Annotated in this window: 16 protein-coding genes; 10 read left to right on the forward strand and 6 right to left on the reverse strand. The window is 69.9% G+C overall.

Annotated features, from left to right (window positions below):
- Positions 1 to 24: 24 nt before the first annotated feature.
- The 4 genes from CHC08_RS26305 (at position 25) to CHC08_RS26320 (ending at position 5,930) form a co-directional block, all read left to right on the forward strand.
- Entirely contained in the window at positions 25 to 2,868 is a 2,844-nt protein-coding gene (locus CHC08_RS26305; protein ID WP_218825488.1) for a M14 family zinc carboxypeptidase, read from the forward strand.
- A 320-nt stretch (positions 2,869 to 3,188) separates the two neighbouring features.
- Entirely contained in the window at positions 3,189 to 4,193 is a 1,005-nt protein-coding gene (locus CHC08_RS26310) for a YihY/virulence factor BrkB family protein (RefSeq protein ID WP_089210044.1), read from the forward strand.
- A gap of 251 nt (positions 4,194 to 4,444) precedes the next feature.
- On the forward strand, positions 4,445 to 4,972 hold the full coding sequence (locus CHC08_RS26315; RefSeq protein ID WP_089210045.1) for a DinB family protein: 528 nt from the start codon (positions 4,445 to 4,447) through the stop codon (positions 4,970 to 4,972).
- A gap of 127 nt (positions 4,973 to 5,099) precedes the next feature.
- Complete coding sequence (locus CHC08_RS26320) at positions 5,100 to 5,930, forward strand: class I SAM-dependent methyltransferase (RefSeq protein ID WP_089210046.1); 831 nt, start codon at positions 5,100 to 5,102, stop codon at positions 5,928 to 5,930.
- A gap of 35 nt (positions 5,931 to 5,965) precedes the next feature.
- Here CHC08_RS26320 and CHC08_RS26325 read toward each other — a convergent pair whose 3' ends face one another.
- On the reverse strand, positions 5,966 to 6,934 hold the full coding sequence (locus CHC08_RS26325) for a cation diffusion facilitator family transporter (RefSeq protein WP_218825489.1): 969 nt from the start codon (positions 6,932 to 6,934) through the stop codon (positions 5,966 to 5,968).
- 54 nt (positions 6,935 to 6,988) lie between these two features.
- Here CHC08_RS26325 and CHC08_RS51695 point away from each other — a divergent pair, with 54 nt between their 5' ends.
- Positions 6,989 to 7,624, forward strand: coding sequence for an ArsR/SmtB family transcription factor (locus tag CHC08_RS51695; RefSeq protein WP_245878579.1), 636 nt, complete (start codon positions 6,989 to 6,991; stop codon positions 7,622 to 7,624).
- Between the two features lie 81 nt (positions 7,625 to 7,705).
- Here CHC08_RS51695 and CHC08_RS51700 read toward each other — a convergent pair whose 3' ends face one another.
- The 3 genes from CHC08_RS51700 to CHC08_RS26340 all read right to left on the reverse strand — a co-directional run bounded on the left by CHC08_RS51700 (position 7,706) and on the right by CHC08_RS26340 (position 9,132).
- Positions 7,706 to 7,933 (reverse strand): hypothetical protein, encoded by a 228-nt coding sequence (locus CHC08_RS51700; protein ID WP_245878580.1) that lies wholly within the window; start codon positions 7,931 to 7,933, stop codon positions 7,706 to 7,708.
- A 54-nt stretch (positions 7,934 to 7,987) separates the two neighbouring features.
- On the reverse strand, positions 7,988 to 8,359 hold the full coding sequence (locus CHC08_RS51705; RefSeq protein WP_245878581.1) for a hypothetical protein: 372 nt from the start codon (positions 8,357 to 8,359) through the stop codon (positions 7,988 to 7,990).
- 149 nt (positions 8,360 to 8,508) lie between these two features.
- Positions 8,509 to 9,132: a TetR/AcrR family transcriptional regulator gene (locus CHC08_RS26340; protein WP_089210049.1), complete on the reverse strand. Its 624-nt coding sequence runs from the start codon at positions 9,130 to 9,132 to the stop codon at positions 8,509 to 8,511.
- A gap of 127 nt (positions 9,133 to 9,259) precedes the next feature.
- Here CHC08_RS26340 and CHC08_RS26345 point away from each other — a divergent pair, with 127 nt between their 5' ends.
- Positions 9,260 to 10,234, forward strand: coding sequence for an aldo/keto reductase (locus tag CHC08_RS26345; protein ID WP_089210050.1), 975 nt, complete (start codon positions 9,260 to 9,262; stop codon positions 10,232 to 10,234).
- A gap of 220 nt (positions 10,235 to 10,454) precedes the next feature.
- Positions 10,455 to 11,876 carry a sensor histidine kinase gene (locus tag CHC08_RS26350; RefSeq protein ID WP_245878582.1) on the forward strand — a complete coding sequence of 474 codons (1,422 nt, stop codon included), beginning with the start codon at positions 10,455 to 10,457 and terminating at the stop codon, positions 11,874 to 11,876.
- Here the strand turns inward: CHC08_RS26350 and CHC08_RS26355 are convergent.
- Positions 11,873 to 12,367, reverse strand: coding sequence for an SDR family oxidoreductase (locus tag CHC08_RS26355; protein WP_218825490.1), 495 nt, complete (start codon positions 12,365 to 12,367; stop codon positions 11,873 to 11,875). The two genes, CHC08_RS26350 and CHC08_RS26355, sit on opposite strands and share 4 nt — an antisense overlap.
- A 34-nt stretch (positions 12,368 to 12,401) precedes the next feature.
- On the opposite strand from CHC08_RS26355, the gene CHC08_RS26360 reads away from it, so the two are divergent.
- The 3 genes from CHC08_RS26360 to CHC08_RS26370 all read left to right on the forward strand — a co-directional run bounded on the left by CHC08_RS26360 (position 12,402) and on the right by CHC08_RS26370 (position 16,630).
- The gene (locus CHC08_RS26360; protein WP_089210051.1) at positions 12,402 to 13,637 is read left to right on the forward strand and encodes an NAD(P)/FAD-dependent oxidoreductase; all 1,236 of its coding nucleotides are present in this window, start codon (positions 12,402 to 12,404) and stop codon (positions 13,635 to 13,637) included.
- A gap of 189 nt (positions 13,638 to 13,826) precedes the next feature.
- Positions 13,827 to 14,288, forward strand: coding sequence for a (2Fe-2S)-binding protein (locus CHC08_RS26365; RefSeq protein ID WP_245878583.1), 462 nt, complete (start codon positions 13,827 to 13,829; stop codon positions 14,286 to 14,288).
- Positions 14,288 to 16,630, forward strand: coding sequence for a molybdopterin cofactor-binding domain-containing protein (locus CHC08_RS26370; protein ID WP_245878585.1), 2,343 nt, complete (start codon positions 14,288 to 14,290; stop codon positions 16,628 to 16,630). The genes CHC08_RS26365 and CHC08_RS26370 overlap by 1 nt, the downstream gene beginning before the upstream one ends.
- 72 nt (positions 16,631 to 16,702) lie before the next feature.
- On the opposite strand, the gene CHC08_RS26375 is transcribed toward CHC08_RS26370, so the two are convergent.
- Positions 16,703 to 17,160: discoidin domain-containing protein (locus tag CHC08_RS26375; protein WP_143653355.1), on the reverse strand; the 458-nt coding region annotated here is incomplete at its 5' end.

Below are 17,160 nucleotides of genomic sequence, written 5' to 3' on the forward strand. Positions count from 1 at the left end.
CCCATGCCCCCTTGAGGAGTCGACATGCCGCCCAGCACAGCGAGGCGCGGAAAACCTTCCTACAGGAAGGTGGCAGGGGCCGCGGTCGTCGCACTGACCGCGCTCATGTTGCCGTTGAGCCAGGCCGCGAACGCGGATCGGGACAACCACTCGCACCCGGATCGCGACCACACGCAATGTAGCTCCGACCTGAACGCCCATCTTGGTTCCGTACCGAGCCCCGAGAAGTTCTTCGGTTTCCCCCTCGGCAAGGGCCAGCCCCGAGTGGTCACCTCCGACGAGATCCGCAAGTACGTCGACGCCGTGGGGCGCGCGTCCGACCGCGTGATCACCGGAACGATGGCGCACAGCGTCTCCGGCCAGGAGCTGCCCTACGCCATCGTGTCCGACAAGCAGAACGTGACCCCTGGCCAGCTGAAGAAGATCGCTGAGCAGATCCAGTCGCTGCGTGACCCGCGGTCACTGCGGCCGGACAAGGCCGCGCGCATCGCCAAGGACGCCCCTGCCATCGTGTGGGTGGCGGGCAACGTCCACGGCGGCGAGACGAGTGGCGCCGACGCCTCGCTCAAGACCCTGTACGAGCTGGCCGGCGGACTGTCCTGCGACGTTGAGAAGCGCAACGACAACACCGTCACGATCATCGTGCCGACCCAGAACCCCGACGGCCGCAACGCGAACCGCCGGCAGAACGACTACGGCTTCGACCTCAACCGCGACTGGTTCGCCCGCACCCAGCCGGAGACCGACGGCAAGCTCGCGATGCTGCGGAACTACCCGCCGCAGATCTTCGTCGACGCGCACGAGATGGGCGGGCAGCAGTACTTCTTCCCGCCGAACGCCGACCCGATCCACCACGAGATCGCCGACCAGCCGGTGGACTGGATCAACCGCATCGGTGAGGCCAACAAGGCGGCCTTCGGCTTCAACGGCGCCTGCACCGACCTGGTCACCGTGGAGTGCTACTTCAACTACGCGCGATACGACCTCTTCTACATGGGGTACGGCGACACGGTGCCGGCCACCGGGTTCGGCGCGGCCGGCATGACCTTCGAGAAGGGAAGCGCCTCGTCGGTCGAGGACCGCGTGCAGCAGCAGTTCAACACGCAGTGGGCGACCACCGGCTGGGCGGCCGACAACAAGAATGAGATCCTGAACGGCTACTACAAGATCTGGCAGACCGCGCTCGCCGAGGGCGCCTCGGGCGCGCTTGAGCCCAACGAGGTCGTGCAGCCGACCAACACCGTCCAGTTCCCGGTTCCCGACGTCAAGATCCGGTCGTACTTCCTGATGCCCGACCGCCAGATCGGCGACGTCCGCAAGCTGGTCGAGAGACTGCGCGGCATGGACGTCGAGGTCTACGAGGTCAAAAAGGCACTCACGGTGCCCAACGCCCAGATCTTCGGCGGCCGCAGCGCCAAGAACCTCAGGGTTCCCGAGGGTGCCTACTGGATCCCGATGGACCAGCCGCAGAAGCACTGGATCCAGGCGCTGATCGGGGAGAACCCCTACGCCCCCTTCCCGTACTTCTACGACGTCTCCTCGTGGAGCAACCCGCTGCTGATGGGCATCAACACCATCTACACCGGTGACAAGCTCTCGCCGAAGACCGACCGGGTGAAGAGCCTCGAAGGCGGCATCGAGTCGTCGGCCTCGTCGAGGGGCTCGTACTCCTACCCGCTGGACTCGGCCGCCGCGTCGCAGCTCACGTTCAAGCTTCTCAGCTCGGGTGTGCCGCTCTCGCGTGACCTCAAGAACGGCGTGATCAGCCTGTCCGCCCGCGCGGTGAGGCAGAACGACCTGGACAAGCTGGCCGGATCGCTCGGCGTCACCGTCAAGGGCAGCTCCAAGTCGGCCTCCGGCACCGCGCTTCGCCTGCCCGACACCGGCCTGTTCGCCGGCACCGGCATCTCGACGGCCTCCGGGTCGCACGGCGAGGCACGCTACGTGCTCGGCAGCCAGTGGGGTCTCGACCTCAAGCCGGTGACGACCGCCGACATCAACGGCAACACCCCGGCGTTCACCGAGCGCACCGCGCTGATCGTCCCGGACGGCAGCAGCTCGAACGGCGGCCTGGACGCGCAGGGCCTGGCGAACCTCAAGGCCTGGGTGTCCGCGGGCGGCACGTACATCGGACTGCGGAACGAGGGCACCCGGGTCGCACGCGCCGCGGGTCTGACCTCCACCACGGAGAAGGCCAAGCCGACCGGCTACCAGGTCGTCGGCTCGCACTTCCGGGTGGACGTCGCCAATGAGAACCCGGTGGGAATCGGCCGTCCGGCCGAGGACTTCCAGTTCAACAACGGCGACCCGATCCTGAACCCGTCCCAGACGGGCACGAACATCCTCACCTACCCGTCGGACGACACCTTCTGGGCCAACGGTTACACCGTGAAGTCCGACGCCCTCATGGGCACGACGGCGCTGGTCGACGAGCCGACCGGTACGGGTCACGCCGTGCTCTTCGCCTACAACCCGCTGTTCCGCGCCTACAACGACAACGGCCTCCACCTGGTCGCGAACGCGCTGCTCTACCCGACGTCCGCGACCGCCTCGGCGCAGCAGCGGACGGTGGCACCGCCGACCAACGTGGACGCTCTCCGTACCGCGGCACAGAAGGTCGAGGAGCCGGCCAACATCGGCGGCGAATGGCGTCCCATCACCATCCAGGTCGCCGACGCCGACCAGGCGCGGACCGAGGCCATCGTCCGAAAGTACACCGACACGGCGACCTCGGCCAAGGCCGACGGTTCGACCTACATCACCATTCCCAACCCCGAGGGCCTGTCGGCGGAAGAGCACCCGTTCCTCCGCGAGATGATCCAGACGCTGGACCGCACCGGCGTCCCGCTGCGCTCGGTCGTGGGCTGATCACCCTCCCCCGTTAGCGGCAGGTGAGTTCCGGCCGGGTCATCACCCGGCCGGAACTCACTCGTTGGGACCGCATCAGATGAGGCCCGGGGCCGGGACCCGGCCGCCATTCCAACCTGAACGGCAAGATCGGCCGCGGCCCCGTCCGCGCCGAAATCCCGGCGATCCGGCCTCGGAGAGATCTATCCCGCGCCCGCGCCCCGGCCGAACGGCAAGCTCGGCCACGTCGCTGCAGATCACATGGCCCGAGAAGGGCATGCGAGTGGCCTGACGGGGTAGCGACGGCGAAGTCGAGGAGGCACTGCCTGGGGAGGGCGTCGATGAGCGACCAGCCGTCGAGAACCGGAGCCCGCCCGCCCGCGGGATCGGGTGATGTCGTCGCCGAGAGGGCTCCCGACCGCCCGACCGAACTGTCCAGACGGTCGTGGTGGGGTGTGCTCAAGCGCACCGTGAGGGAGTTCCAGGAGGACAACCTCACCGACTGGGCCGCCTCGCTGACTTACTACGCCGTACTGTCGATCTTCCCGGCGCTGCTGGCCGTGGTCTCCCTTCTGGGACTGTTCGGCCAGTCGGCCACCAAGCCCCTCACGGACAACCTCAGCGCCCTGGCCCCCGGCCCCGCTCAGCAGATCATCGACACCGTGCTCAGCGCCTTGCAGAGCAGCCAGCGCGCCGCCGGAATCGCGACCGTCATCGGCGTCGCCGTCGCCCTGTGGTCGGCGTCGAGCTACGTGGCGGCGTTCATGCGAGCGGCCAACGTCATGTATGAGATGCCGGAGGGCCGCCCGATCTGGAAGACCCTCCCGCTCCGGCTCGCGATCACCACCATTCTGGTGATCCTGATGGCCGCCGGCGCGGTCGCGGTCGTGTTCACCGGCGGCCTGGCCGACCAGGCCGGAAAACTCCTCGGCATCGGCCAGACGGCGCTCACCGTCTGGAGCATCGCCAAGTGGCCCGTCCTGGTCATCATGGTGACGCTGGTCCTGGCCCTGCTCTACTGGGCCGCCCCCAACGTCGCGCACCCCGGCTTCCGCTGGATCACCCCCGGCAGCATCCTGGCGGTGGCGACCTGGATCATCGCCTCCGCGGGCTTCGGCTTCTACGTCGCCAACTTCGGTTCGTACAGCAAGACCTATGCCGCCATGGCGGGTGTCATCGTCTTCCTGATCTGGCTCTGGATCACCAACATCGCCGTCCTGCTCGGCGTGGAGTTCGACGCCGAGCTCGCCCGCGGCCGTGCCATCGAAGCCGGACACCCTCCCACCGAGGAGCCGTACGTCGAACCCCGCGACACCACCAAGATCGACAAAGGCGGTCCGTCCTGAGACCGGGACGGCGGCATGCGACGGCCATGGCACCGGACGGGCACCGTCCACCAGTGGACCTCCGCCAACGGTTCGGCCGGCGCCGGCCAGTCCTCGAACGCCGGATGGGTACTGTCCACCAGCGGACCTCCGGCCCCGCGTCGATCCCAGGTGACTCCGTAGCCGAGTGGTGCCGGGCCGTTGGACGACGACCCGGCCCATCACCGGATAATCGTTTTCCAGGTGGAGCGACGACCTGCCAGGATCAGCCGATGCGCGTATCCCGAGGTGAGCTGCTGCGCTGGCAGTTCGACCTGACCTGGTCGCTGTTCGACTACCACCTGGAGCGGCTGGAGCCCGAGGACTTCCTGTGGGCGCCCGCGTCCCACTGCTGGACCGTGCGTCCCGACGTCGACGGGACATGGGTGCCGGACTGGGCGGAGATCGAGCCCGATCCCATCCCGGTTCCCACGATCGGCTGGGTGAGCTGGCACATCGGCTGGTGGTGGAGCGTGACCATCGATCATGCTCAGGGACGGGCCCCGCGCGAGAGGGTGGAGATCACGTGGCCGGGTGACGGGAGGTCCGCCGTCGAGTGGTTGCGCGGCCTCCGTGAGGACTGGCTGGCGGTGCTGGATCGCCTCACCGACGCCGACCTGGACGCCGCCGCCCCGTTCCCCTGGCCGAAGGACTCCGAGCACACCGTCGCCCACATGATCGCCTGGGTGAACTCCGAACTGATGAAAAACGCCGCCGAAATCGGCCAGCTCCGGCTGCTGCGTGCCGCGTCTTCGGGGTGAGCGGTCCGCTGAGACATCACGTCCCTGGAGATCACAGCAAACTCACGGTGTCGGCCGGCAGCCCGCCAAGCTGGGATGGCCGGAGAAAATGCCTGACCGAGCGCTGAGGAGTCGATAGCCTGCGGTCATGGCTGAGGGTGATCGTGAGCGGTTGCGCGCGTCCTTTACCGAGGACGCCGAGCTGTACGACCAGGCGCGTCCGGGCTATCCGCCGGAGCTGTTCGACGACCTGGCGGAGCTGACCGGGATCGGACCGGGCTGCCGGGTGCTGGAGGTCGGCCCCGGGACGGGGCAGGCCACCGTGCCGCTGGCCGAGCGCGGCTGCCACATCGTCGCGGTGGAGCTGGGGGCGGAGATGGCGGAGATGGCCCGCCGCAACCTGGCCCGCTTCCCGTCGGTCCACGTCGTGACCGCGGCGTTCGAGGACTGGCCGCCGCCTGCCGAGCCGTTCGACGTGGTGGTCTCCGCGACCGCGTTCCACTGGATCGATCCGGCCGTGCGCATGGTGAGGGCGGCGGACGCCCTGCGCGCCGGGGGCGCGCTGGCCACGATCGCCACGCACCACGTCAAGGGAGGGAGCACGGACTTCTTCGCCGCAGCGCAGACCTGCTACGAACGCTTCGACCCGGCGACGCCACCGGATGTGCGTCTCCAGCCCGCGGCTGAGATCCCCTACGACGACGAACCGGAGCCGTCGGGCCGATTCGGAGCGCCGGTCTTCCGCCGGCACGAATGGGAGCAGACGTACTCGACCGCCGAATATCTGAACCTGCTGCGCACCTACTCGGGCCACCGGACGCTCGAATCGGTTGCCCGGGCCGGCCTGCTGGACTGCATCGCGCGCCTGATCGAGGACCGCCACGGCGGGCAGATCACCAAGCGCTACCTGACCGAGTTGCGCGTGGCGCGTCGAGGTCCTGCTCACGACATTCCGGACGCGCTCCAGCGGCGGGGATGATCCGCAGCACGAATTCTCCAAACGAGAGAATCGGACTATCGGTGGACGGTCAGAAGGGTGTGGTGGTCGGTGCCGTCGGAGCCGTCCGGGTCGGCGTGTACGGTGGCCGCGCTCAGGCGAGGCAGATGGTGGATCAGCCGGTGCTCGGCCCGCACCGCCACGGCGTGAGCCTGGACCAGCGACAGGTCGTGGTCCACCACGATGTCCACCTCGGCGCGGAGCGCGTGACCGATCCAGCGGAGCCGTACCGACCCCACGTGCCGGACGCCCGGCGTCGAGGTGAGGATCTGTTCGGCCTGGTCGACCAGGGCCGGATCGACGGCGTCCATCAGCCGGTGGTAGATCTCCCGGGCCGCGTCCCGCAGCACGAAGCAGATCGCGACGGTGATCAGCAGGCCGACGATCGGGTCGGCGATCGGCCATCCCAGTGCCGCGCCGCCCGCGCTGAGCAGCACGGCCAGGGAGGTGAAGCCGTCGGTGCGGGCGTGTAGCCCGTCGGCGACCAGCGCGGCCGAGCCGATCTGGCGGCCGACCCTGATCCGGTAGCGGGCCACCCACTCGTTGCCGAGGAAACCGGCCACTCCGGCGGCGGCGACCCAGCCGAGCGCCTGCACGTCCTGGGGGTCGATCAGGCGCTTGACGGCCTCGTACCCGGCGAACGCGGCCGAGGCCGCGATGACGGCCACGATGACGATCCCCGCCAGGTCCTCGGCTCTGCCGTAGCCGTAGGTGAAGCGCCGGGTGGCCATCCGCCGCCCCAGGGAGAAGGCGATCGCCAGCGGCACCGCCGTCAGGGCGTCGGCGAAGTTGTGCAACGTGTCGCCCAGCAGCGCCACCGAGCCGGAGAACGCCACGATCACCGCCTGGATGAGCGCGGTGGCCGTGAGTACGACAAAGGAGATGGCCAGCACGCGCATGCCGCGGCTGCTGGATTCCAGGGCCGCGTCGGTCTTGTCGGCGCTGTCGTGGCTGTGCGGCGTGAGGGCGTGACCGGCTCGCGTCATCAAGCGCCTGAACCGGCCGCCTCCGACCGGCTCTTCGCGTCCATGCTCATGCCCATGGCCATGCTCAGGGCCATGCCCATGCTCATGGCCGCGCTCATGCCCGTGGCCGCGCCCATGCTCATGGCCGCGCTCATGCCCGTGGCCGTGCTCATGCTCATGGCCGCGCTCGTGATCGTGGCTGTGCTCGTGATCGTGGCCGTGCTCGTTCCCATGGCCACGCCCGTGGCCGTACTCGTCGTGTCCATGAGGGGACAAAAAACCGGCGTCCTGCTGGTCGGACATCGCTACCTCACTTGCGATCGGTGGCCTTCGCCCGGAGTATATGTAGTCATGTATGCACGCGACAACGAATTAGGTGCCAACCTGTTGCAGGAGCAACCCACCGGCGCCCAGGTGGAGGCCGCCGTCGAGGCCTTCCGGATGCTCAGCGACGCCACCCGGTTGCGCCTGATGTGGCTGCTGGCCTCCGGCGAGTACGACGTGGGTTCGCTCGCCGAGGCCATCTCCGTCGCACGCCCCTCGGTCTCCCAGCACCTGGCCAAACTCCGTCTCGCCGGTCTGGTCCATGCCCGGAGGGACGGCCGCCGCGTGCTGTATCGCGCTCGCGACTCCCATGTGCGCAACCTCATCGGGGAGGCGCTCTTTCACGCCGATCACGAGGTCTCCGGCATCCCCCGCCACGAGGACTGAGGCGATCACCTCGCCCGTCCCAGGCTCAGGATCGCCTCCGCCCCAGGAGCGCGTGGGCGCACCGATCCTCGGCGGAGGGGCTCATCGGCCCGGTCGCGGTGTCTGGGAGCGGAAGCTCTGGCCGAGCTCGGGGCCGAGCCCGAAATAGTGGCGGAAATTGTAGATCAGCGGGCTCCACAGGGCTGGGTCGATGTGCTGGGTGCCGGGCACGACGATGCGCGGGTCCGCGTGGACCTTGAGCACGTGGGCTTCCACGATGAGGAAATCGTCGGAGGCGTCGGGCCGGACCCGTACGGTGCGGGCCTCCATCTGGATCGGGCATTCGGCGACCCGAGGCGGGCGAACCAGGTCGGAAGGTTCAGGTCACAGGTCGGCGGCCTCGAACTTGTCCGGCTCGAAGCGGAACGCGCCTTGCTTGTGCGCCGGGACCGGGTCGCGCCCCGTCAGCGGAGCGAGGCGTTCTATCGCCGGCCACTGCCGCGGCTGCGGCAGGTTGATCACCAGGTCGGGCCGGGCGGCCAGGTTCTGCCCGGTCTGGCCTTCGGCCCCCAGACCCAGGACGACCACCTGCCCGAGCGCCCAGGCGGAGGACATCGGAGCGAGGTTGAACGAGCCGTCCTCGTTCTCGGTCGAGAGCACCACGACCGGTGTCCCGAAGTACAGAATGCTCGGCGTGATGGTCACGTGGTCGGCTGCCAGGTCAGTGGTGATGCCGCGATGTGGCGCGATGTTCATGGGCTCGACCGTACGAGCGGATTACTTCGACGGCCGACGAAGGATCACAGATACAAGATGGATTTTCGACGTGCCGGGCCCGGGGGCGCTGCGAAGATTTCCTTCAGCGTCGAAATTCGATCTTCAGCCGTCCGTCGTCCGCTTTTCCGTCACCCACGCAGGCGCAGGAGATAGCCGGTGATGTGGTCGCGGGCGGCGGTGGCGGCGCGGGCGGCGAGGCCGTCGGTGTCCCGGGGCGGGCGGGCGCCTCTCGGGAGCATGGTGGCGTAGCCGTGCGTGGTGGACAGATGAACATAGACGAAGTCGGCGGTGTCGGCCCAGGAGGTGTCGGCGGGCAGGACGGCCGAGGCCAGGGCCATGAGGGTGTCCATGAAGCGGCGGCTCTGTTCCTGGACGATCTGGTGGTGGGGGCCCTTGAAGACGTAGACGTAGAGGAGGTCGACGCCGGCGCGATGGTCCAGGACGTAACGGGTGTAGGCGCCCGCGGTGGCGGCGAGCCGGTCGACCGGGTCGGGCCCCGCCTCCTCTGCCGCCCGGGCGAGGACCTCGGTGAGGGTGGCGATGACGTCGGCCGCGCAGGCGGCCAGCAGCGCCTCACGATCGGGAAAGTGACGGTAGGGCGCGGCCGACGACACACCCGCCCGGACGGCGACCTTGGCCACGGAGAAACCCTCGACGCCCTTCTCCGCCAGGAGCGCGATGCCTTCGCGGATCAACTCGGCACGCAGGTCGCCGTGGTGGTAGCCACGTCGTGGTGTCGTGGGGCTGCTCACGGCGGATGCCTCTCCCCGATGTTAGAGTATTCTTACTTAATGTAAGAACACTTTAACATCAAAAAAAGCAGAGGTCGGAGCCCGTTTTACGAGGGCGGGCCCCGGCCGCGGAGAAAGAGGACGCACCATGCAGCAGCGAGACCTCGGACAGCAGGGCCTGACGGTGTCGGCGCTGGGATACGGCGCGATGGGGATCTCCCTGGCGTACGGCCCCTCGGACAAGAAGGAGGGGGCCGCGACGATCCGCCGAGCCCACGAGCTGGGCGTGACGTTCTTCGACACGGCCGAGCTGTACGGGCAGGGCGAGAACGAGCGGATCGTCGGGGCCGCGCTCGCACCGGTCCGGGACGAGGTCGTCATCGCCACCAAGTTCGGGTTCGACTTCACCGGCACCCGGCAGGGCGGTGTCGACAGCCGTCCCGAGCACATCCGCGAGGTCGTCGACAACAGCCTGCGCTACCTCGGCGTCGACGTCATCGACGTGCTCTACCAGCACCGCGTCGATCCCAGCGTGCCGATCGAGGACGTGGCCGGGACGGTCAAGGAGTTCGTCGACGCCGGCAAGGTCCGTTACTTCGGCCTGAGCGAGGCGGGCGAGAACACCATCCGCCGCGCGCACGCCGTCCAGCCCGTCTCGGTTCTGCAGACCGAGTACTCCCTGTTCGAGCGCGACGCCGAGATCCTCTTCCCCGCCCTGCGCGAACTCGGGATCGGGTTCGTCCCCTACTCGCCGCTCGGCCGGGGCTTCCTCACCGGCCAGGCCAAGCCCGGCGCCGAATACGACCACACCGACATGCGCAGCTGGGACGCCCGCTTCCAGCCCGGCAATTACGAGAAGAACCTGGAGGCCACCCACCGGCTCGCCGAACTGGCCGCCGTCAAGGACGCCACCGTCGCCCAGCTCGCCCTGGCCTGGCTTCTCGCCCAGGGCGACGACATCGTCCCCATCCCCGGCACCCGCAGCTCCCAGCGACTGGAGGAGAACGTCGCCGCCGCCGACCTCACCCTCAACGACGCCGATCTGAAGCTCATCGCCGAAATCCTCCCGTCCGGCGGCTTCGGCGCCCGCTACCCCGAGGCGCACCTCCCCACCTGGGACTGACCCACCACGACAACCGGGTGCGTGAGATCTCAAACGATCACTCGGAGGGCAATCTCTTCCCGGCCTCACCCCTGGCCTGGCGCTCCGCATGCGAGAGCCGGTTCGGGTACCACTCGGCGAACGTCGCGCGGCGGAGGGCAACCCTGTCCGAGGCCAATGCTCACCCCCTTCACAGGGTCTTGTGACCTATGTGGTCCACTGGCCAAGGGGGGGTCGGAGGATGAACGAGAGACGCCGAATCTCGATTACAACCCGTATCACTCTGTTCACCGGAGTGGTGGCGGCCCTGCTGTGCGCGCTGATGGCCACGGTGCTCATGGTCGCCATTCACCGTTTCGCCACGGCGTCCCTCACCGAGGAGATCGTCGCGGACGGCGGCCGCATAGCCATCCAGGTGGAGCGGGGCCGGGTGGACTACCCGCTTGCGCGGCGCCAGTCCCGCAGGCTCCAAATCGTCGACACAAAGGGCCAGGTCATCGCCTCGACCCAGATACTTCAGGGCAAGCCGCCCATGGCGACGTTCACCCCCGGCGACAAGAGCCTTGCCACCTCCATCGTGTGCGGCGGAGTCTTTCCTGCCCACGAATGCAACATCGTGGCCGCGCAGCGGGCTCACCGGCCGGACGGGGAATGGATCGTCTACAGCGCCTCCCCGGTGATCCCTTGGTGGATCGATCCCCGACTGGCCGCGGTGGTGGGCGGGGCCGCGCTGCTGTCCGCCGCGGCCGTCACCTACCTCGGCCGCCGGATCTCCGCCGCGTCCCTGCGGCCGGTGAACGCCATCCGGGCGGAACTCGACGAGATCAACGCGACCTCCCTGGGCCGCCGGGTGCCCGTGCCGCCCAGCGATGACGAGATCCACGATCTGGCCGTCAGCGTCAACCACACGCTGGGCCGCCTGCAGGCCGCGGTGGAACAGCAGCGCCAGTTCGCCTCGGACGCCTCCCACGACCTGCGCAGCCCCATCGCCGCCATGCGCGCCGAGGTGGAGGACGCCCTGCTCGCGCCTCGGGAAACCAGCGTGACCAAGCTGGGGCACACCATCCTGGGCAGCCTGGAGCGGCTTCAGGCGATCGTCCAGGACCTGCTGATCATCGCCCGACTGGACGCGGGAAGTCCGGGCGCCCGCGAGCCGATCGACCTGGCCGAACTCGCCACCGCGGAGTGCCAGACGCGCCACCACATGAGAAAAAGATGCGAATGCCCGCTCAAACCCGGTGTCGTGGTGATCGGTGACCGGTTGCGGCTGGGTCGCCTGCTGACCAACCTCCTCGACAACGCCGAACGGCACGCCGACAGCATGATCACCATCACCGTACGGCGCGCGCCGGGCGACGGGCAGCGCTTCCCGCACGGCATGGCGGTGCTGGAGGTGGTCGACGACGGGCAGGGCATCGATCCGGACAAGCGCGAACTGGTGTTCCAGCGCTTCGCCCGGCTGGACGCCGCCCGCAACAGGGACGCCGGGGGCACCGGGCTGGGCCTGCCGATCGCCCGGCAGATCGCCGAGACGAGCGGGGGCAGCCTCCAGATCGAGGACAGCCCCCGCGGCGCGCGTTTTGTCCTGCGCCTCCCCCTTCGCGCGCCCGACCCCGTCTCCGCCCCGGCCCTGCAGCCGGACGGAGCAGATGGTTCCCGCTAGTGGACGGAGCGGATGGTTCCGCCGTCGACGCGGATCGTCGCGCCGCTCACGTAGTCCGCGAGCGGGCCCGTCAGGTAGAGAACGGCGGCCGCGATCTCCTCGGGCCGGCCCAGCCGTCCGACGTCGTTCGGGACGAAGTCCTCCGCGGCGGCGCGTTCGATCTCCTCCCAGGTCTCGCCCCAGCCACGGGCCGATGCGACGCCGGTGAGATACTCCTGGACCGGCCCCGCCAGGATCGCTCCCGGCGAGACGACGTTCGAGGTCACACCCGAGTCCTTGAGGTCCCTCGCGAGAGAGACCGCGAGGTTGTGCCGGGCGGCCAGGGAGGCGTTGTAGTGGGGCGCGCCGAGCTCCTGCCGTCCCTCATCGCGGGCGCCTGGATGATGCGTAAGGTGATCGGTACCACCGCGCTCGCCGAAGCCGATCCCACCCTGCTCGCCGGCCGGATCGAAGTCCCGTTCCGGCTTCTCGTCGAACCGGACACCGACCATGAGGCACCCATAAACCCGACAGGAGCATGACGTCATGTCCGCACCCGCCACATTCGTGATCGCCGGCGGCGGCCTCGCCGCGGCCAAAACCGCCGAGGCCCTGCGCGAGCAGGGCTTCGACGGCCGGATCCTGCTGATCGGCGACGAGTCCCACCTGCCGTACGAGCGCCCGCCGCTGTCCAAGGACTACCTGCAGGGAAAGTCCGGACGAGAGAAGTTCATCGTCCACGACGGCGCCTGGTATCGCGATCATGACATCGAACTGCGCTCCGGCACCGCGGTGACCGGCATCGACCGGGGCGGCCATCAGGTCATCCTGTCCGACGGCGAGCGAATCGGCTACGACAAGCTGCTACTGGCCACCGGTGCCACGCCCCGCCGCCTGACCGTCCCGGGTGCGGACCTGGACGGCGTGCTGTACCTGCGTACCGTGCAGGACAGCGAGCGCATCCGCGACACCCTGGCCACCGCGTCCCGGGTCGCGATCATCGGAGCGGGCTGGATCGGCCTGGAGGTCGCCGCCGCGGCCCGGGCCGCCGATGTGCGGGTGAGCGTCCTGGAGGCCGAACGGCAGCCGCTGCTGCGCGTGCTCGGCTCCCAGATCGCCTCCGTCTTCGCCGACCTGCACCGCGCCCACGACGTGGACCTGCGGCTGGGCGTGCAGGTCTCCGAGATCACGGGCGAGCACGGGAAGGTGCGAGGGGTACGGCTGGCGGACGGCACCCGCCTGGAGGTGGACGCGGTCATCGTCGGCATCGGCGCGGCCCCCAACACCGATCTCGCCGCCGCCGCCGGACTGGAGGTCGAGGACGGCGTACGGGTCGGCGCCGATCTGCGCACCTCGGATCCCGACATCTTCGCCGCCGGTGACGTCGTCAGCGCCTACCACCCGCTGCTGGGCACCCACATCCGGGTCGAGCACTGGGCCAACGCCCTCAACCAGCCCGCCGTCGCCGCCCGCGCCATGCTCGGGCAGGAGGTCGCCTACGACAGGCTGCCCTACTTCTACACCGACCAGTACGACCTCGGCATGGAGTACACCGGCTACATTCCGCCCGACCGCAACGACGACGTCGTCGTCCGGGGCGATCTCGCCTCCCGCCACTTCATCGCGTTCTGGCTCGACGACGGCAAGGTGGCGGCCGGCATGAACGTCAACATCTGGGATGTCACGGACCAGATCAAGGCCCTGATCGGCTCGGGCGGCACCGTCGACCGGGACAGGCTCGCCGATCCCGACGTCCCGCTGCACGAGGCGGTCATCGGCTGACGCCCTCCGGCTGTCGCGCCCGCCCCGGGAACGACCACGGCCCCGAGGGGTTCGTTCATCTACCCTGAGGAGATGCGGCGATCGAGTGGTGTTCGCAGGGGCCCCTTGACGTGTGGCGTCCTCCCGCGACATCGTTAGCAATCGTTTGCAGAAATGTGCCAAGGCGCTTGAAGAGGGGTCCGAGACGACGTGACGCATGAGATGACCGTCAACGGGGTCAAGCGTTCGGTCGGCGCCGACGCGGAGACGAGCCTTCTCCACGTCCTCCGGGAGGATCTCGGTCTCAAGGGGCCGCGATTCGGGTGCGGTGCCGGGCTGTGCGGCGCGTGCCTCGTGCTGCTCGACGGGTATCCGACGCCGTCCTGCGACACCCCGCTCTGGGCGGCCGAGGGCAAGGACGTCGTCACCGTCGAGGGCCTCGGCGATCTCGACTCCCCCCACCCGCTGCAGCAGGCCTTCCTCGACGAACAGGCCGGCCAGTGCGGGTACTGCCTGTCGGGAATCCTGATCAGCGCCGCCGCGCTCCTCACCCGCAACCCCGCGCCGGACGAGCGGGAGGTGGCCGAGGCGCTGGACCGCAACCTCTGCCGCTGCGGCGCCCAGCGGCGCATGATCCGTGCCGTGATGCGGGCCGCGAAGGAGCACCCGTGATGTCCATGTCCGCCAGGCCGGCCGTGCCGGATCACAGCACCCACGGCACGGGGAGCGCCCCCGCCGGCCGTCATCCTGAGCCGTCGGGGGCGGCCGTCTCCCTGCCGCGAGGCGTCACGGCGAACCCCCGGGTGTCGCAGTGGCTCGCGATCCACGGCGACGGGACCGTCCACGTGTTCAGCGGCAAGGCCGAGCTCGGGCAGGGCATCCTGACCGCCCTGGGCCAGATCGCGGCCGACGAGCTCGGGGTCGCACCGCACCGCGTCCTGGTCCTGGCGGCCACGACCGCCTCCGGACCGGATCAGGGCTTCACCGCCGGGAGCATGTCGGTCGCCGATTCCGAGGCGCTGCGCATGGCGTGCGCCGAGGCCCGCGCCCTGTTCCTCCGGGAGGCCGCGGCGAGGCTCGGAGTCGACGCGGACGAGATGGTCGTGGCGGACGGCGTCCTGCGGGACCGCGACGGCACCTGCAAAACCTCCTACTGGGACCTGGCGGCGTGCGTCGATCTCGACCGGGAGATCCTGGGCCTCGCCTCCCCGAGGCCCGTGGCCGGACGCGCCGTGGTGGGCACGAGCGCCGCCCGCGTCGACCTGCCGGACAAGCTGACCGGGCGGCCGCGCTTCATCCACGATCTCTCCCTGCCCGGCCGGCTCGCCGGCCGTGTCGTACGGCCGCCGTCTCCGGCCGCGCGACTGCTCGAGGTCGACCCCGCGCCCGTGGAGCGGCTGCCCGGGGTCGTCGCGGTCGTCCGGGACGGAGACTTCCTGGGGGTCGTGGCCGAGACGGAGACCGGGGCGGAGAGTGCGGCCGTCGCGCTGCGCCAAGCCTGCCGGTGGCGGGAGGAGGAGTCCCTGCCCCCGGAGGAGTCGATGCAGGCGGTGCTGCGCGGTGCGGAGACCGAGACGACCGTGGTCCGCGACGACGGCGCCGAGCCCGGGCCGGCCGCGACGCGCGGGAGCGGCGCCGGATCCGCGGCACCCACGGCGACCACAGCACCCGCCGGCACCACCGGCACCGCTGGCACCACCGACGGCACCGACGGCACCGACGGCACCGACGGCACCGACGGCGAGACCCCGGTGGCGGCCACCTCGATGTCAGCGACCTACACGCGTGGTTTCCTCGCCCACGCCTCCATCGCACCGAGCTGCGGCGCCGCGCTCTGGGACGAGGACGGGCTCACCGTCTGGTCGCACAGCCAGGGCGTCCACCCGCTGCGCCGCGCCATCGCCCAGGCGGCGGGCGTCGACGTCGCCACCGTGACCGTTCACCATGTCGAGGGCGCCGGCGCCTACGGGCACAACGGCGCCGACGACGCCGCCTACGACGCCGTACTCCTCGCCCGGGCGGTCCCCGGCAGGCCGGTGCACGTGGTGTGGAGCCGGGCGGACGAGCTGACCTGGAGTCCCCTGGGATCCGCGATGGTCGCGGACGTCGCCGCGGACCTGGCCCCTGACGGGCGGCTCCTGTCGTGGTCCTACGACGTGTGGAGCTACGGGCACACGGCACGTCCGGGGTACGCGGGATCTCCGGGGCTGCTCGCCGCGGCGCACACCGAGCGGCCCCACCCTCTGCCTCCGTCCGCCGACCCGGCGCTCGCGGGCGGCGGCGGCACCGGGCGCAACGCCGTTCCCCTCTACGTGATCCCGCGCCGCTCCATCAGGGCGCATCGCGCCCTGACGACGCCGATCCGCACGTCCGCGCTGCGGACCCTGGGCGCCTACCTCAACGTCTTCGCGATCGAGTCCTTCATCGACGAGATCGCCGCCGCGGCCGGGCGTGACGCGCTCGAGTACCGTCTGGCGCATCTCACCGATCCGCGGGCGCGGGAGGTCGTGGATCGGGCCGCCCGGGCCGCCGGCTGGCCGGGACAGCCCACGGAGGACGGCGTCGCCCTCGGGATCGGCTTCGCGAGATACAAGGACAGGGGCGCGTACTGCGCGGTGGTCGCCGAGGTGGAGGCGGTGCACGACATCCGCGTGCGCCGCCTCACGATCGCCGTCGACGTCGGCCGGGTGGTCAACCCCGACGGCGTCGCGAACCAGATCGAGGGCGGGGCGGTCCAGTCCACGAGCTGGACCCTCAAGGAGCAGGTGCGGTTCGACCGCACGCAGATCACCAGCGACGACTGGGAGAGCTACCCCATCCTCCGGTTCACCGAGGTGCCGGAGGTCGTGGTCGAGGTGATCGACCGGCCGGACGAGCCGTCGGTCGGCTCCGGCGAGGCGGCGCAGGGCCCCACCGCGGCCGCCATCGGCAACGCGGTGGCCGCCGCCGTCGGCGTGCGGGTCCGGGATCTGCCGATCACCGCCGAGCGCGTCGTCGCCGCCATGGACGACTAGTCGGTGGTCTGTCAGGGCGGGACTCTCCGCCTCCGGAGGAACGGACTTCATCCCCCGGAGGCAGAGAATTGCTTACGAGGCGTAGACCTCGAATTCGGAGAGCTGACCGGCGGGCCAGCCGCTGTTGGCGGTGAACGTCAGACGCAGATAGCGCCTGCTGGTGGCCGAGAAGGTAATGGTCGCCGTGTTACCGGTGGCGGGATTGAAGGTGTAGGTCGCCGAACCGACCACGCCGGTGAAGGCCGATCCGTCGGTGCTGCCCAGCACCGCGACCGCCTGGGTACGAGTGGCCCAGGCGGTGGCCGGCGGCAGCTTCAAAACGACCCGGCCGACGCTCACCGACGAGCCGAGATCAACGGTGACCGACTGGGGGAAGGCATTGTTGGCCGACTCCCAGTAGGTACTCGCGTTGCCGTCGACGGCGTTGCCCGAGCCGTAGGTCTGAGAATGGCTGGTCTCCGTGGTCGACCTGCCCTGCGCCAGGTTGGTGACGGGCGCCGAGCCGCCGGTGCCGGTCAGGGCCACGCTCA

Source organism: Streptosporangium subroseum (assembly GCF_900188345.1).
Classification (GTDB): Bacteria; Actinomycetota; Actinomycetes; order Streptosporangiales; family Streptosporangiaceae; genus Streptosporangium; species Streptosporangium subroseum.

What these genes read in the sequence shown, in the direction of transcription:
- CHC08_RS26305 (WP_218825488.1), top strand. Translation starts at nt 25, where the DNA reads ATGCCGCCCAGCACAGCGAGGCGCGGAAAACCTTCCTACAGGAAGGTG.
- CHC08_RS26310 (WP_089210044.1), top strand. Translation starts at nt 3,189, where the DNA reads ATGAGCGACCAGCCGTCGAGAACCGGAGCCCGCCCGCCCGCGGGATCG.
- CHC08_RS26315 (WP_089210045.1), top strand. Translation starts at nt 4,445, where the DNA reads ATGCGCGTATCCCGAGGTGAGCTGCTGCGCTGGCAGTTCGACCTGACC.
- CHC08_RS26320 (WP_089210046.1), top strand. Translation starts at nt 5,100, where the DNA reads ATGGCTGAGGGTGATCGTGAGCGGTTGCGCGCGTCCTTTACCGAGGAC.
- CHC08_RS26325 (WP_218825489.1), bottom strand. Translation starts at nt 6,934, where the DNA reads ATGACGCGAGCCGGTCACGCCCTCACGCCGCACAGCCACGACAGCGCC.
- CHC08_RS51695 (WP_245878579.1), top strand. Translation starts at nt 6,989, where the DNA reads ATGGCCATGCTCAGGGCCATGCCCATGCTCATGGCCGCGCTCATGCCC.
- CHC08_RS51700 (WP_245878580.1), bottom strand. Translation starts at nt 7,933, where the DNA reads ATGGAGGCCCGCACCGTACGGGTCCGGCCCGACGCCTCCGACGATTTC.
- CHC08_RS51705 (WP_245878581.1), bottom strand. Translation starts at nt 8,359, where the DNA reads ATGAACATCGCGCCACATCGCGGCATCACCACTGACCTGGCAGCCGAC.
- CHC08_RS26345 (WP_089210050.1), top strand. Translation starts at nt 9,260, where the DNA reads ATGCAGCAGCGAGACCTCGGACAGCAGGGCCTGACGGTGTCGGCGCTG.
- CHC08_RS26350 (WP_245878582.1), top strand. Translation starts at nt 10,455, where the DNA reads ATGAACGAGAGACGCCGAATCTCGATTACAACCCGTATCACTCTGTTC.
- CHC08_RS26355 (WP_218825490.1), bottom strand. Translation starts at nt 12,367, where the DNA reads ATGGTCGGTGTCCGGTTCGACGAGAAGCCGGAACGGGACTTCGATCCG.
- CHC08_RS26360 (WP_089210051.1), top strand. Translation starts at nt 12,402, where the DNA reads ATGTCCGCACCCGCCACATTCGTGATCGCCGGCGGCGGCCTCGCCGCG.
- CHC08_RS26370 (WP_245878585.1), top strand. Translation starts at nt 14,288, where the DNA reads ATGTCCATGTCCGCCAGGCCGGCCGTGCCGGATCACAGCACCCACGGC.